Raw genomic sequence first — 13,926 nt, 5'->3', positions numbered from 1 at the left:
AGTGGGCGTTACCCGCCAAAAAGAGCAAGGCCACTCGAGAGTGGCCTTGCTGCTGTCTGCTTGCGTCTCAAATCCCTAAAGAGTCGAGCAGATCGTCGTGATCGTTGGCGACCGGAGCCGCAGCCTGAACCGGCTTGGCGGCATCCAGCTTGGTTTGGGCGATCAGCGCATCGGGATCCAACTCCTCGTGCTCCATCCCCTCACTGTGAATGCGGATAAACTCGGTTTTATCCATCGCCAGCTCGAGATAGAAGATGTTGTTGCGGGCGGTGAAGAAAGTGACGCGGCGCGCTTCCGGGTTATCGAGGTTGGTATCGACACTCAGCATCACCTGCTTGTTGAGGGCCAGCATCTTCGGCTGATTCTGGGTGATATGGGTCTGCAGATCACGGCCCACCTTGACGGTAAAGCTGCCGACGATCTGGTTCATCAGCTCGCCCATCACGTTGCTCACCTCATCCGAGGTATGAGAGATGGCAAGATCCTCCTTGGAGAGCCCCATGCTGAGCATGTAGCTCTCGTACAGCTCCATGGCAGCGGCGGCGGAAAAGTTGATCACCACCAGACCGGAAAAACCGCCATCAAACAGCACAAAACAGCCGATATCCGGCTTGAGGCAGGTCTTGCTGATCCGCTGTACCATGCCGGAAAAACGAACCTGACTCTGCGTTGCAGCACTGAGAACCTGAGTCACCGAGTTGCACAGGCTGAGCAGCACATCCTCAGTGGTCAATACGGCTTCATCATCGGATCTTGTTACTATCATGGGACCTTCCTGAACATCGAAAATGGGCTTATCTATACCATAACTCTAACAGATGGCGCGGCCCGGAGACTGAAATAGCGACACGCCTCTCAGTTGACTCCGCTATCAGCAGTCACAGGGGGTGAAACCGCTTAGCTTGGCGAGCCGGGTACGCCATCTATCGCCTTGTTCAGCCAACTCTTGTGGCTCATAAGGCTCGGCCGGATGAGCCCCCCAGATGGGGCCAGGCCAGGCGCGGTCCGTTGCAAAACGGGCAACATGGTGAAGATGGAGTTGCGGCACCAGATTGCCCAGCGCCCCTATGTTGATCTTGTCCGGGCTGAGGGCCTGTTCCATCAGGGTGGCGACGGCGCAGGACTCCTGCATCAGCTGTTGCTGCTGCTCCGGCGCCAGATGGTGAATTTCCCGCAAATCGGCCACTCGCGGCACCAGGATCAGCCAGGGATACTGGCTGTCTTTGGCCAGCAAGACACGGCAGAGGGGCAGATCCCCGAGCAACCGGGTATCTGCCTGCAGGCGTGAATGCAATTCAAACATGAAAACCTCGTTGAGTTCGATGAATGGAGCGCCTGAAAAAGGAGTGTCCACGTTACTGCAACGGGCGGAAAACTTAAAGCTGCGGCACGGCCCAACCGATAAAGCGCTTGCGCAGAGCCGGATCAGCCTTGAGGAACAACTGCTGCAACTGCCCTTCCAGCTCGCTGGCGGCCACAACGGGTTGCGCCCCACCAGCGACCGGGGCCGCTGGCTGCGCAGCAACGGCGCCTGCAGTCAGCGCCGCCTTGCCGCCGCTGCGGTTGTATTCAGCCAGTTTGCCGTTCCAATCCACCCCGAGCAGCATACCGCTGGTCACCAATGCATCCTGCTGGATGGCAAGTGCCCGGCCACTCTCCTGCAACCCTACCAGCGGAGCCTTTGCATACGCCAGCATCCCCCGCTCGTCTCCCGGTACGCTGGCCGTCAGCTGCAAGCGCTGATTGCTGCCTTGATAGCGCACCACCTGCGGTTCGGAGCGCACCTGCCGGTCATTCTCGCTGCTGCTGCGACTGGGAATGACCCCCTCGAAGCGCACCAGCAGTTGCTGCTCGCCATCCGCAAGGGTGGCGTGCTGCTCATCCTGCAGAGTGCCGTTGCTCACCGCGAGGATGCGGAAATTCTCCGGCACCTTCACCTCGACGGCCGCTTGCGCACTGCCCGCCCCCAACACTGCACAGAGCAGCACAAACCCGGTCAACCCTCTATTGCTCTTCATTCCTGCTGATCTTCCTGCTGCCGATGATATGCGCAGGGTAGCAACCGAAGATGACAGAAAAATAACGCCGCTCAGAGCAGATAGTGAGGCCGCTCGGCAAACCACTGGGCCAGCACCTGCTTGAACAGCCGGATCTTGCGCGGCACCCGCCGCTGCTGGGCATGCAGCACATGGAGCTGATGCAGGCCGCTCTGCCACTCGTCGAGCACGGTCACCAGCGCCCCCGCCATCAGCTGCGATTCCACCAGCATCAGCGGGCACTTGGCATAACCCATACCGGCGCGAGCCAATTGCAGCACAGTGCTGTAGTGGTTGGCCCGCACCTTGCCCTGCACCAGAATGTGGGCCTCTTCCCCCTCACGGATGAAGTGCCACTGCTCCCAGGCCGGATTGTGCCCCTGCAACAGGCAGCTGCGCCCGCTCAGCTCATAGGGAGTGACCGGACGCCCCTCGCGCGCCAACAGTTCGGGGCTGGCGACCACCACATCCTTGAGCCGACCCAGCGGCAGGGCCACCAGATTGTCCGGCACCTCGTTCATGGCGCGCAGGGCGATGTCGTTCTCCCCCTGACTCATGTCGACCATCTGGTTGGTGAAATTGAGTTCCACCTCAACTCCCGGGCAGAGCGCGGCAAAGCTGGTCAGCAGCTCGCTCACCATGCGATCGCCGGTGCTGACCGGGCAGGTAAAGCGCAGGCGGCCGCCATCCTCTTCGGTCAACGCCTGAATATCCTGCTCCGCCTGCCGTGCCAGCGCGAAGATCTCTCCCGCCTGCTGATAGAGGGTCTTGCCCGCCTCGGTCAGGCTGAGGCGGCGGGTGGTGCGCTGCAACAGTTGTGCATTGAGGGAGGACTCCAGCGCGCTGACGTGGCGGCTCAGCATCCCTTTGCTGACCCCCCGCGTATCGGCGGCGGCAGAGAAACTGCCGCGCAGCACCACCTCATAAAAGCTGGCCAGATGGGCGATATCCATCATTAGCTCCAATATGGAAACAATGGGTTTATTTTACGCGCTTTTTCGCATTTTCTGTTGCGCTAGAATCAACACATCCCAACCAGGAGTGATGCAGATGAAAATTGTGATTGTGGGTGCCTCTGGCACCGTCGGCTCCGCGGTCAGTGAACTGCTTGCCAAAGATCATCAGGTGATCCGGGTCGGCCACAGCCGTGGCGATGCCACGGTCGACATGCGCGATCCCGCCTCCATCAAGGCGCTGTTTGCCCAGGTGGGCCAGTTTGATGCGCTGGTGGTGGCCAGCGGCAGCGTTGCCTTCAACGGTCTGACCGAGATGACCGACGAGCAGTGGCAGGTGGGACTGGAAAGCAAGCTGATGGGCCAGATCAACCTGACCCGCACCGCCATCCCCTATCTGAATGACACGGGCTCCATCACCCTGATCAGCGGCATCCTGAGCGAGGAGCCGATCAACTGGGGCGTGAGTGCCAGCACCGTCAACGGCGCCATCGATCACTTTGTGAAAGCCGCCGCCTGCGAGCTGCCCCGCGGCCTGCGCATCAACGTGGTGAGCCCCACCGTGCTGGAGGAGTCGATGGACAAATACGCCGACTTCTTCCCGGGCTTCGTGCCGGTGCCCGCCGCCAAGGTGGCGCAGGCTTACAAGAAGTCGGTGCTGGGCATCCAGACCGGTCAGGTATTCAGGGTCAACGGCTGATCGCTGATCGCCGCCCGCTTGCCGCCAGACCAGCAATAAAAACGGGCCCCGCAATGGGACCCGCCTGTTTCTCTGCCTATCTCCCTCGTCACCAGCAAACGTTTGTTTTTCGATGACAAAAAAAGAGGGCAACCCTTAGTCGATCAAACCGTACTGATCGCGCAGCACTTCGATGATCTCCTGCTTGGGATTGGCAGAGCGCTCCAGCTGGTGGCCGATGATCTTCTCGGCGATCCCGACGTAGGTGTTGGAGATATCCATCATCACTTCGGTCGGCAGCTTGTTGTCGCGGGCCAGGGCGAAACGTTCCGGCATGCGGTTCTTGTTGAGCAGGATGTCCGGATCCGGGAAGTGGTTGAGCAGCCACTGACGGAAACCCTCTTTCGACTTCTCGACAATCTGACCGTCGCGCAGGGCAGCGCCGTCCCAGATACGGGAGCTGTCGGGGGTACCCACTTCGTCCATGTAGATCAGCTTCTCGTTGCCCGCCGCATCGTGGACGTAACCAAACTCGAACTTGGTATCGACGAAGATCTGATCCAGCGCGGTCAGCGCGTCGCTGATGACGTTGAAGCCCTCTTTGAGCAGCACTTCGTAGCGGTCGATGTCGGCCGGTTTGCTGAAATTGAAGCCTTTATAGTGGCGCTCGATATCGGCACGGGAGACGTTGACGTCATCGGCTTCCGGCACGCCATCCAGCCCTGTCAGTACGCCCTTGGTGGAGGGGGTGATGAGGATCTCCGGCAGCTTCTGATCTTTTTTGAGCCCTTCTGGCAGGGTGATGCCGCAGAATTCGCGCTCACCATCCTTGTAGGCACGCCACATGGAGCCAGTAATGTACTGGCGGGCAATGGCCTCGATCATCACCGGACGGGCTTTTTGCACGATCCAGACGAAGGGGTGCGGAATATCCAGAATGTGGCTGTCAGCCAGTCCCTTCTCCTTGAACAGCTTGAACCAGTGGCTGGAGATGGCGTTGAGCGCAGCCCCTTTGCCCGGTACACCGTTCAGGCCATCCACACCTTGCCAGATACAATCAAAGGCCGAGATACGATCGCTGATCACCATGAGGGCGAGGGGCGCATCGGCCGGCACATCATAGCCTTTCTCTTTGATGAGCCGGGCACTGTCTGCCGGGGTCAACCAGTAGACGCTGCGCACTTTGCCGGAATGGACAGGTTTATCGGTACGGATCGGCAAATCGTCATTCACCGCCAATACTTGATCTGCAAGACTCATGGCTGATAACTCTTCCTGTTTGTGGGGGGTAAACATCGCAAGCCACGCTTGCCATCAACGGATTACCACTTGATGGCAAGGGGGCTCACATCATTGAAAACATGCACCATTCGCCCTCGTTTGCAGAGGGATCCCGATATAAAAACAGGGGCACAAGGCCCCTGTATTTATTCTGCTTTTGCTGCTGCCTGATCGGCCAGCCCTTTGGCGAACGCCTCGGACAGGCTGATATACATCTGGGAGATGACCCCGGACGAAACCGGCTTCTTATCCTTGTCGAACAAGGTAATGGAGGTCTTGCCTCCCGCCATCTCGCCCAGCTGGAAGCGGAACTTCTCCTCCTCCAGTTTGAACGGTTCACTACCCTTCTCTTTCCAGAACTTGGCGCCCGGCTCTTCGTACTCGACGTCGATCCAGCCCAGTGACTGCTGGGTGTCCTTGATAATAAAGCCGTAAGCGGGCAGTACCTGATTAAGGCGACGCCACACCTGATCAAAGGAGCCTTCAGCAATCCAGGCGCTCAGCTCGTTGTTGTCCAGCCCCAGTTGCAGAGCCATGCCATCGTTGGATTTGTGCTGTTCGCGCGCTTTCAACTGCTGGTCGTAATAGAGGGAGAACTGGTTCAGCACCCGGGCGGCATAGCGCTGGGCATCGGCAGGGGTCAGCTTGTTGCTGGTCTCGCCATCAATGGTCTCTTCATGATCCAGCACCCGTACCGACATGTTGACGGCATGGCGCTGCACATCGTTGCGCAAAGTGAACTGGTAACGCTGACGGATTTTGAAATCTTCGTCATCTTCACCCCAGCCATCGAGGGCAACCGTGTTGTCAAACCAACCGGTTTGCAATACGCCATCTTGCTGATCCAGCTTCTCGGTGGTCACCTTGTATTTGGCCAGGAAGTTCATCAGGAACGACCAGGTATCACGCTCCACACTCTGGCTGGTGCTCAGGGCATAGAAGGCCACGGTTGGCTCGCTGGCGGTTTGCACCACCTGACTGCCCGGTACCACGGTCAGCAGTTGGGCTGGCGGACGCACGTCAATCTTGGCGCCGAGGGCACCTTCACGGCTGCTCTCGGGCAACGGCGGAATGTCGTACTGGCTATTGAAAGTGGGGGCGCTCAATCCTGCGGGGATCAAGAACGCACGGCCCTCGAGGCGAGCATCTTCATATTCGAAGCCCCGGTTGGCCATTTTGCGATCCTGGGGGGTGCTGCAACCAGCCAATACGGCTACGGTCGCAACGCTCAGCACCAGACGGGCTCTATTTCCCTTTCCATTTGATTTAAACACTCGCCATCAACTCCGCAGTGGTCAGTGCTCGCGCCATCGCTTGTTCGCCCTCGGCAGTGAGGTCAACCAGCGGCAAACGCAAGGTTGCTGTTGCAATCAACCCCAGCTGGGCACAGGCCCATTTCACCGGGGTAGGACTCGGTTCGCAGAACAGAGTCTGATGCAACGGCATCAAGAGATTGTTGATGTCATGGGCCTGTCCGGCATTACCGGTCAGCGCAGCACGACACATGTCGGCCATCTGGGCCGCTGCAATATTGGTGGTAACCGAAATAACACCATCGCCACCTTGCAGCATAAAATCACAACCAGTGGCATCGTCGCCACTGTAAAGGGCAAACTCCGGCCCGCACAGCTCACGCAATAACGGGGTGCGGCTCAAATCACCGGTCGCCTCTTTCAAACCGATAATGCCGGGAACCTTGGCCAGACGGGCTACGGTCTCCGGTTTGAGATCGCAGCAGGTGCGACCGGGCACATTATAAAGAATTTGGGGCAGACCACTAGCCTCGGCGATCGCACAATAGTGGCGATAGAGGCCCTCTTGGGTAGGTTTGTTGTAGTAAGGGGTAACCGAAAGCCCTGCCACTACACCGGTTTTGGCCAGCCGTTTGGTCAATTCAATGGCATGGGCGGTATTGTTGGAGCCGCAACCGGCGATGACGGGAATGCGTCCAGCGGCATACTCAACGGTCTTTTCAACGACGGCGATATGCTCCTGCTCGCTCAGGGTCACCGATTCCCCTGTGGTACCCACCGCAACAATGGCGCAGGTCCCGGCGCTGACATGATAGTCGACCAAGCTGGCCAGACTGGCCCAATCGACTTCACCTGAAGCAAGCATGGGGGTAACGAGCGCAACAATACTACCGCGTAACATGGATATTTCTCCCGATTTTCAGGGGCGTAATGGTAAAGCTGCCCCCTTTTAAAAACAAGGGAGAGAGGGGATAAGCCGTGATACCATCCGCCACAAAAAGTAATGAACGAAAGTCGGCAGCGCCCATCAGGGAGTGGTCTTCACGGCCGGAGGGTTGGCTTGCGGCTTTCGCAACAAAATAATGGACGAGAGAAGATTTATGACTCATTACCTGGTCGTAACGGCCATCGGCACGGACAGGCCTGGCATCGTCAATGAAGTGACTCGCCACGTCAGTGGTTGTGGTTGCAACATCGTCGACAGCCGCCTTGGCATCTTCGGCAATGAATTTACCTTTATCATGCTGCTCTCTGGCGACTGGAACAGCATGATGCAACTCGAGATCAGCCTGCCCCTGCGCAGCCAGGAGTGGGACCTCATCACCATGATGAAGCGCACCGAGCGCCACCACTCCCTGCAGTATGATATCGGCGCCAGTGCCGAACTGTTGATCCGCGACCAGCCCGGCATCGTAAGCCAGTGCACCCAGTTCTTCAGCGAACATGGCTGGAACATCCAGGCGATGCAATCCATGACTCTGGAGCAGCAGCCGTTCAACCTGCTCAAGATCAGTTTTCAGCTCAATCTGGCCCGAGCAGGGGAAGTCGAAGGTTCACAAACCGCCTTCGCCGCATTCTGTGGTGCTCTGGGTGCCGAATCATTCGAGTTTATCGTCAATCGCAAACACGCCTGAGGGCGTTTTACCCGAGGAGACCCCATGCAACCACTACAAGCTGGCAGCCCCGCCCCCGATTTCTCCCTGCCCGACCAGAATGGCAATCAGGTCAGCCTCGCTGGCTTGCGCGGCAAGAAGGTGCTGGTCTATTTCTATCCCAAGGCGATGACCCCGGGCTGTACCACCCAGGCCTGCAGCCTGCGCGATGTGAACGCCGAGCTGGCCGCCCTCAATGTGGTGGTACTCGGCATCAGTCCGGATCCGGCCAAGCGGCTGAAGAAGTTCGAAGAGCGCGATCAGCTCAACTTCACCCTGCTGGCTGATGAGGATCATGCTGTGGCCGATGCTTTTGGCGTCTGGGGCCCGAAGAAGTTCATGGGCAAGGAGTATGACGGTATTCACCGCCAGAGCTTCCTGATCGACGAAGAGGGCAAGATCGCCCATCACTTCGACAAGTTCAAAACCAGCGATCACCATCAGGTGGTGTTGAATTTCCTCAAGGGCTAACCCTCCCCTGCGTGATTGAAAGGCCTGCCACGCAGGCCTTTGTTGTCTGGCGAATAGCCTCTTGCCCGCTGATTTTTCTCACCAATCCCCGCCCAGATCAAAAAATTCATTTTATATATGGGTTAACGTGACCCCAGAATCATCTTCCAGCGAGATACCCCATGAACATGAGCAACACCGAGCGTTTGATCCTGAGCAACCAGTACGAAATCCTGGCGAAACTCAATCCTGAAAAAGCGGCTTTCTATCAACGTGCCAGCACCATCATCGAGCGCGGCTACTGCCTGCAGATCCTCGAGCTGGAGAAGAGCTTCAGCCATCTGGATCTGGCGACCTGCCAAGAGGTAATCGATACCCTGGAGCTGCACCACGCGCTGGCTATCTCATGGGGTAATCTGGATGGGGCCGATCAGGGCGAAATCAACGCCAGCCGTCTGGAGTTCAATGGCTACAGCCGCAGCCAGGAGCGTGAGCTGGCCGACTATGTCTGCTTCCTGCTGGAGGTAGACAAGCGCTTCCCGGAGCTCAAGTGCCCATGCGACGAACTCTCCAGCGACATCGCCATGCGCGACAAATACCAGCGGATGCTGCAGGTATGGCGTCAGTGCCCCCGTCAGTACAAACTCTCCATTCAAGAGATCCGCAAGGTACTGGCGGCCTGATCCGCACACCAACCACAACAAAAAAGGCGCCACTGGCGCCTTTTTGCATCTGAATCGGGTTATTCGTAGAGAAAGGATTTATCGAGTTGCTGGAAGGCGGCCTTGAGGGTATCGGCCAGCTCCTCATAGCGCGGCTGGGAGACCAGCGGACGGCGCCCCCCCTGCTCGTTCATCTTGCCGTTGATCTCCCGATACCAGCTGGCAAGAGAAGGTGACAAACGAGTATCTGCTCGATGCCCGAGCCAGTAGTAGCCCTGCAGCGGCAAGCTGAGCAGAAACAGTACCGAGGTAATGACGGAAGGCCAGTAGTGCAGCTCGCCAAACTGGAACTGCAGCATCACGCTGAGCACTGCCAAGGCAGGAATAACCTTGAGGGAAAATTCGGTTGCCTTGATTACCCGATTTTCAGGAAACATCGAATTGAGCTCGGGACGGCGCGGCCAAAGCGTCATATAATGACGTCCTTGCTGTAACTTGGTTCCAAAAATGTTCATGCTCATACTACCTCCGAGCGCTTTTTGAACGTAACAACGGCAAAACCGCGACAAAATTTGATGCAAAATAACAAAGGTTGAGGATGACTTTGTTATTTTTCAACAATCGGGTTATCCTTTGTACGCCCATTTTTGCGTCAAAAGCATCTCGCTATTGACCTGTCAGGGACGTCTGGATTTCGGATCTTGTATCACTATACAAGGGGCAAGCAATAGATTGCCAACCCTCATAAGGATTAGTTGAAATTTTTTGGACGCACAACGTCCAACGCATCCGCCTACACCCCCCAATCTGCGATAGGATTTATTCATGAGTAAGCTGGTTCTTGTTCTTAACTGTGGCAGCTCTTCCCTGAAGTTTGCTGTCATTGACGCAACCACCGGTGATGACCTGCTGTCCGGCCTGGCTGAGTGCTTCGGCCTCGACGACGCCCGCATCAAGTGGAAACTGAATGGCGAGAAAGGCAGTGCCGATCTGGGCGCTGGTGCCGCTCACCAGGAAGCGCTGGACTTCATCGTCAACAAGATCCTGCCGCTCAATCCGGAACTGGCCAAAAACCTGATCGCTATCGGTCACCGTGTAGTACACGGCGGTGAGCGCTTCACCTCTTCCGTTGTCATCTGCGAAGACGTCATCGCTGGCATCGAAGCCGCCGTGCCGTACGCACCGCTGCACAACCCGGCTCACCTGATCGGTATCCGTGAAGCTCGCCGTGTATTCCCGGCGCTGGCTGACAAGAACGTGGCCGTATTCGACACCGCGTTCCACCAGACCATGCCGCAAGAGGCCTTCCTGTACGCTCTGCCGTACAAGCTCTACAAAGAGAACGGCATCCGTCGCTACGGCGCCCACGGCACCAGCCACTACTACATCAGCCTGGAAGCTGCCAAGCAGCTGAACAAGCCGGTTTCCGAGCTGAACATCATCAACTGCCACCTGGGCAACGGCGGTTCCGTCTGCGCCATCAAGAATGGTCAGTCTGTTGATACCTCCATGGGTCTGACCCCGCTGGAAGGCCTGGTGATGGGTACCCGCTCCGGCGATCTGGACCCGGCCATCATCTTCTTCCTGCACGACAAACTGGGCATGAGCGTTGCTGATATCAACACCATGCTGACCAAAGAGTCCGGCCTGCTGGGTCTGACCGAAGTGACCTCTGACTGCCGTTTCGTTGAAGACAACTACGACAGCAAAGAAGAAGCCAAGCGTGCCATGGATGTTTACTGCTACCGCCTGGCCAAGTACATCGGTGCTTACGCCGCCGCCATGGACGGTCGTCTGGATGCCGTAGTCTTCACCGGTGGTATCGGTGAAAACTCCGCACCGATCCGTGCAATCACCCTGAACAAGCTGGGTCTGCTGGGCTTTGACGTTGATCACGACGCCAACCTGGCTGCCCGCTTCGGCAAGGGTGGCGAGATCACCAAGGCTGGTTCCACCAAGGCCCTGGTTATCCCGACCAATGAAGAGTGGGTCATTGCCCACGATGCGCTGGAACTGATTGGCGCTTAATTGATGCAGTAACTCGAGGCCGCCCCAGGGCGGCCTTTTCCTGATCCCAAAAAATGAACAAGGGGTATAAAGTGGCACGCACTATTATGCTTATCCCGGTCGGCACTGGTGTCGGCGTAACTTCCGTGAGTCTTGGCGTGGTTCGCGCTATGGAACGTCACGGTGTCAATGTCAGCTTCTTCAAACCGGTCGCTCAGCCGCGTCCGGGTGAAACCGGTACCGAGCGCTCCACCGCCGTTATCCGTGCAGCTGCCAACATCAACCCGCCCGAGCCGTTCACTCTCTCCTATGCCGAGAACATGATCAGCTCCAGCAATACCGATATCCTGCTGGAAGAGATAGTTGCTCGCTTCGAAGAGCACGTAAAATCCAGTGGTGCCGAAGTGCTGGTTGTCGAAGGTATGGTGCCGACCGACAAGCAGCCCTTTGCCAACAAGCTGAACTACGACGTTGCCAAGGCGCTGGACGCTGACATGGTATTCGTGACCCACCCGGGCCATGACTCCAGCCAGAAGCTGAAAGAGCGTATCGAGCTGGCCTGCTCCAACTTCGGTGGTGTCAACAACCCCCGTATCGTCGGTTGCGTCATCAACAAAGTCGGCGCCCCGGTTGACGAGCATGGCGTTACCCGCCCTGATCTGACCGAGATGTTCGAAGCCCATCACCACATGTCTGAAGCTGCCCACAACCTGGAAGTGCTGCAGGTATTTGGCAAGAGCCCGCTGCGCATTCTGGGTTGCATCCCCTGGAACACCCAGCTGATCGCCCCCCGTGCCAAGGATCTCGCCAAGCATCTGGCGGCCAAGATCCTGCACAAGGGTGAACTGGACAGCCGTCGTCTGCAGACCGTGACCTTCTGTGCCCGCTCCATCCACAACATGGTTGAGCACTTCCGTCCGGGTAGCCTGCTGGTGACCTCTGGCGACCGCTCTGATGTCATCGTCTCTGCCTGCCTCTCCGCCATGAACGGCGTCAAGCTGGGTGCCCTGCTGCTGACCGGTAACTACCATCCGGAACCGCAAGTGATGGCCCTGTGCCAACAGGCCATGGCCACCGGCCTGCCGATCATGATCACCGGCACCAACACCTGGCAAACCGCGGTCAGCCTGCAGAACTTCAACGTCGATATTCCGGAAGATGACCGCGAGCGTATCGAGCTGGTGCAGGATTATGTGGCTGGCCACATCGACAAGCACTGGATCGAGTCGCTGACTGTCAGCTCTACCCGCTCCCGTCGTCTGAGCCCGCCGGCATTCCGTTATCAACTGACCGAGCTGGCCCGTCAGGCCAACAAGCGCGTTGTGCTGCCGGAAGGTGAAGAGCCACGTACCATCAAGGCTGCCGCCATCTGTGCTGAACGTGGCATCGCCCGTCCGGTGCTGCTGGGCAACCCGGAAGAGATCCGTCGCGTTGCCGAACAGCAAGGCGTGGTGCTGAGCAGCAGTGTCGAGATCATCGATCCGGCCATGGTGCGCGAGCGCTATGTGCCGCGTCTGGTCGAGCTGCGCAAGAGCAAGGGCATGACCGAAGTGGTTGCCCGCGAACAGCTGGAAGACAACGTGGTACTGGGTACCATGATGCTGGAGCGCAACGAAGTTGACGGCCTGGTTTCTGGCGCGGTGCACACCACTGCCAACACCATCCGTCCGCCGATGCAGATCATCAAGACCGCTCCGGGCGCCTCACTGATCTCCTCCATCTTCTTCATGCTGCTGCCTGACCAGGTGCTGGTCTACGGTGACTGCGCGATCAACCCGGATCCGACTGCCGAGCAGTTGGCCGAGATCGCCATCCAGTCTGCTGACTCCGCTGCCGCCTTCGGCATCGAGCCGCGCGTAGCCATGATCTCCTACTCTACCGGTACCTCTGGCGCCGGTGCTGATGTAGAGAAAGTGCGTGCCGCGACCGAGCTGGCCAAAGCCAAGCGCCCGGACCTCATCATCGACGGCCCGCTGCAGTACGACGCGGCCATCATGGAGAACGTGGCCAAGTCCAAGGCGCCGAACTCACCGGTTGCTGGTAAAGCGACCGTGTTTGTGTTCCCTGACTTGAACACCGGTAACACCACCTACAAGGCGGTACAGCGCTCTGCTGACCTGGTCTCCATCGGCCCGATGCTGCAAGGCATGCGCAAGCCGGTCAACGACCTCTCCCGTGGCGCACTGGTTGACGACATCGTCTACACCATCGCCCTGACCGGTATTCAGGCTGCCCAGGCTGAGTAATCAGCCCGTTACCTGAAAAAACCGATCTCGAAGGCTGCTCACCGTTGGTGAGCAGCCTTTTTTATTAATGATCCCTTAAACACCAGCGAAACATGCCATCAGCGCAATGTTGCGCAGAATAATCTCATCCGGCGCACCAGCAACGACTTGAGCAAAGCATCTCGGGGAAGCGTGCTCGCCACATTAAAGATGCATATTAAATACATTCAAGATCATAAGGTTGAACGTATGAGGGCATTCATACCGGAGCGCTTATAGCAAATCTTCCACCATCGGCATGGCGATCTGACCTGTCAGAAATTGCAGTAAAAAAGACCCGTTCGATACGCTATTTCTCAATGTGCCCACTCGGCAAAATCCAACATCATGGAGGAATGGAAATGCTGATGAAGAAGCTCTCTGCAGTCATGCTGCTGGCCTGCTTGCCCCTGTTCAGCCAACCCGTGCTGGCAGCGGAGAAAACTGCGCCCAAGCAGACCACCACAACCGCTGCCGCCAAGGAGGACGGCAAACTGAATATCAATACGGCCACCCTTGCCGAACTCACCAGCCTCAAAGGCATTGGTGACAAAAAGGCACAAGCCATCATCGATTACCGTGATAAACAGGGAAAATTCACCTCGGTCGATCAGCTGGCAGATGTCAATGGCATAGGTCCGGCCACGCTAGATGCAAACAGGGAGATGATTGTCGTCAAATAATGTCGA

Annotated in this window: 15 protein-coding genes; 7 read left to right on the top strand and 8 right to left on the bottom strand. The window is 57.7% G+C overall.

Annotated elements, in window-relative coordinates:
* Positions 1-67: 67 nt before the first annotated feature.
* From BN4575_RS07700 to BN4575_RS07685, 4 genes are all read right to left on the bottom strand, one after another.
* Positions 68-766, bottom strand: coding sequence for a DUF3334 family protein (locus BN4575_RS07700; RefSeq protein ID WP_042018548.1), 699 nt, complete (start codon positions 764-766; stop codon positions 68-70).
* Positions 767-871: 105 nt separating this feature from the next.
* Positions 872-1,303: an HIT domain-containing protein gene (locus BN4575_RS07695; RefSeq protein ID WP_068977773.1), complete on the bottom strand. Its 432-nt coding sequence runs from the start codon at positions 1,301-1,303 to the stop codon at positions 872-874.
* Between the two features lie 73 nt (positions 1,304-1,376).
* Positions 1,377-2,018 (bottom strand): DUF2057 domain-containing protein, encoded by a 642-nt coding sequence (locus BN4575_RS07690; RefSeq protein ID WP_068977772.1) that lies wholly within the window; start codon positions 2,016-2,018, stop codon positions 1,377-1,379.
* Positions 2,019-2,089: 71 nt separating this feature from the next.
* Complete coding sequence (locus BN4575_RS07685) at positions 2,090-2,989, bottom strand: LysR family transcriptional regulator (protein WP_068977771.1); 900 nt, start codon at positions 2,987-2,989, stop codon at positions 2,090-2,092.
* A 97-nt stretch (positions 2,990-3,086) separates the two neighbouring features.
* On the opposite strand from BN4575_RS07685, the gene BN4575_RS07680 reads away from it, so the two are divergent.
* On the top strand, positions 3,087-3,689 hold the full coding sequence (locus BN4575_RS07680; protein ID WP_068977770.1) for a short chain dehydrogenase: 603 nt from the start codon (positions 3,087-3,089) through the stop codon (positions 3,687-3,689).
* Positions 3,690-3,824: 135 nt separating this feature from the next.
* Here the strand turns inward: BN4575_RS07680 and BN4575_RS07675 are convergent, their stop codons facing one another.
* The 3 genes from BN4575_RS07675 to dapA all read right to left on the bottom strand — a co-directional run bounded on the left by BN4575_RS07675 (position 3,825) and on the right by dapA (position 7,103).
* Entirely contained in the window at positions 3,825-4,928 is a 1,104-nt protein-coding gene (locus tag BN4575_RS07675) for a phosphoribosylaminoimidazolesuccinocarboxamide synthase (RefSeq protein ID WP_068977769.1), read from the bottom strand.
* Between the two features lie 167 nt (positions 4,929-5,095).
* Positions 5,096-6,223, bottom strand: a complete 1,128-nt coding sequence (gene bamC / locus BN4575_RS07670; RefSeq protein WP_068977768.1) for an outer membrane protein assembly factor BamC — start codon at positions 6,221-6,223, stop codon at positions 5,096-5,098.
* Positions 6,216-7,103 (bottom strand): 4-hydroxy-tetrahydrodipicolinate synthase, encoded by an 888-nt coding sequence (gene dapA, locus BN4575_RS07665; RefSeq protein ID WP_068977767.1) that lies wholly within the window; start codon positions 7,101-7,103, stop codon positions 6,216-6,218. The genes bamC and dapA overlap by 8 nt, the downstream gene beginning before the upstream one ends.
* A gap of 199 nt (positions 7,104-7,302) precedes the next feature.
* Here dapA and BN4575_RS07660 point away from each other — a divergent pair, with 199 nt between their 5' ends.
* The 3 genes from BN4575_RS07660 to BN4575_RS07650 all read left to right on the top strand — a co-directional run bounded on the left by BN4575_RS07660 (position 7,303) and on the right by BN4575_RS07650 (position 8,987).
* Entirely contained in the window at positions 7,303-7,836 is a 534-nt protein-coding gene (locus BN4575_RS07660; RefSeq protein ID WP_042018558.1) for a glycine cleavage system protein R, read from the top strand.
* Positions 7,837-7,860: 24 nt separating this feature from the next.
* Positions 7,861-8,325, top strand: a complete 465-nt coding sequence (gene bcp, locus BN4575_RS07655) for a thioredoxin-dependent thiol peroxidase (protein WP_042018559.1) — start codon at positions 7,861-7,863, stop codon at positions 8,323-8,325.
* Between the two features lie 161 nt (positions 8,326-8,486).
* Entirely contained in the window at positions 8,487-8,987 is a 501-nt protein-coding gene (locus BN4575_RS07650) for a YfbU family protein (protein WP_042018561.1), read from the top strand.
* 59 nt (positions 8,988-9,046) lie between these two features.
* On the opposite strand, the gene yfbV is transcribed toward BN4575_RS07650, so the two are convergent.
* Positions 9,047-9,487, bottom strand: coding sequence for a terminus macrodomain insulation protein YfbV (gene yfbV / locus BN4575_RS07645; protein WP_042018563.1), 441 nt, complete (start codon positions 9,485-9,487; stop codon positions 9,047-9,049).
* Positions 9,488-9,791: 304 nt separating this feature from the next.
* Between yfbV and BN4575_RS07640 the strand changes: the two genes are divergently transcribed.
* The 3 genes from BN4575_RS07640 (at position 9,792) to BN4575_RS07630 (ending at position 13,920) form a co-directional block, all read left to right on the top strand.
* Positions 9,792-10,994, top strand: a complete 1,203-nt coding sequence (locus BN4575_RS07640; protein WP_042018565.1) for an acetate kinase — start codon at positions 9,792-9,794, stop codon at positions 10,992-10,994.
* 53 nt (positions 10,995-11,047) lie between these two features.
* Complete coding sequence (gene pta / locus BN4575_RS07635) at positions 11,048-13,219, top strand: phosphate acetyltransferase (protein WP_042018566.1); 2,172 nt, start codon at positions 11,048-11,050, stop codon at positions 13,217-13,219.
* Between the two features lie 380 nt (positions 13,220-13,599).
* Positions 13,600-13,920: a ComEA family DNA-binding protein gene (locus tag BN4575_RS07630; protein WP_068977766.1), complete on the top strand. Its 321-nt coding sequence runs from the start codon at positions 13,600-13,602 to the stop codon at positions 13,918-13,920.
* Positions 13,921-13,926 lie beyond the last annotated feature (6 nt).

Source organism: Aeromonas sp. EERV15 (genome assembly GCF_900079845.1).
GTDB lineage: Bacteria > Pseudomonadota > Gammaproteobacteria > Enterobacterales > Aeromonadaceae > Aeromonas > Aeromonas sobria.
The sequence above is the reverse complement of the archived record's forward strand: the minus strand, read 5'-3'. Positions and strand labels throughout refer to the sequence as shown.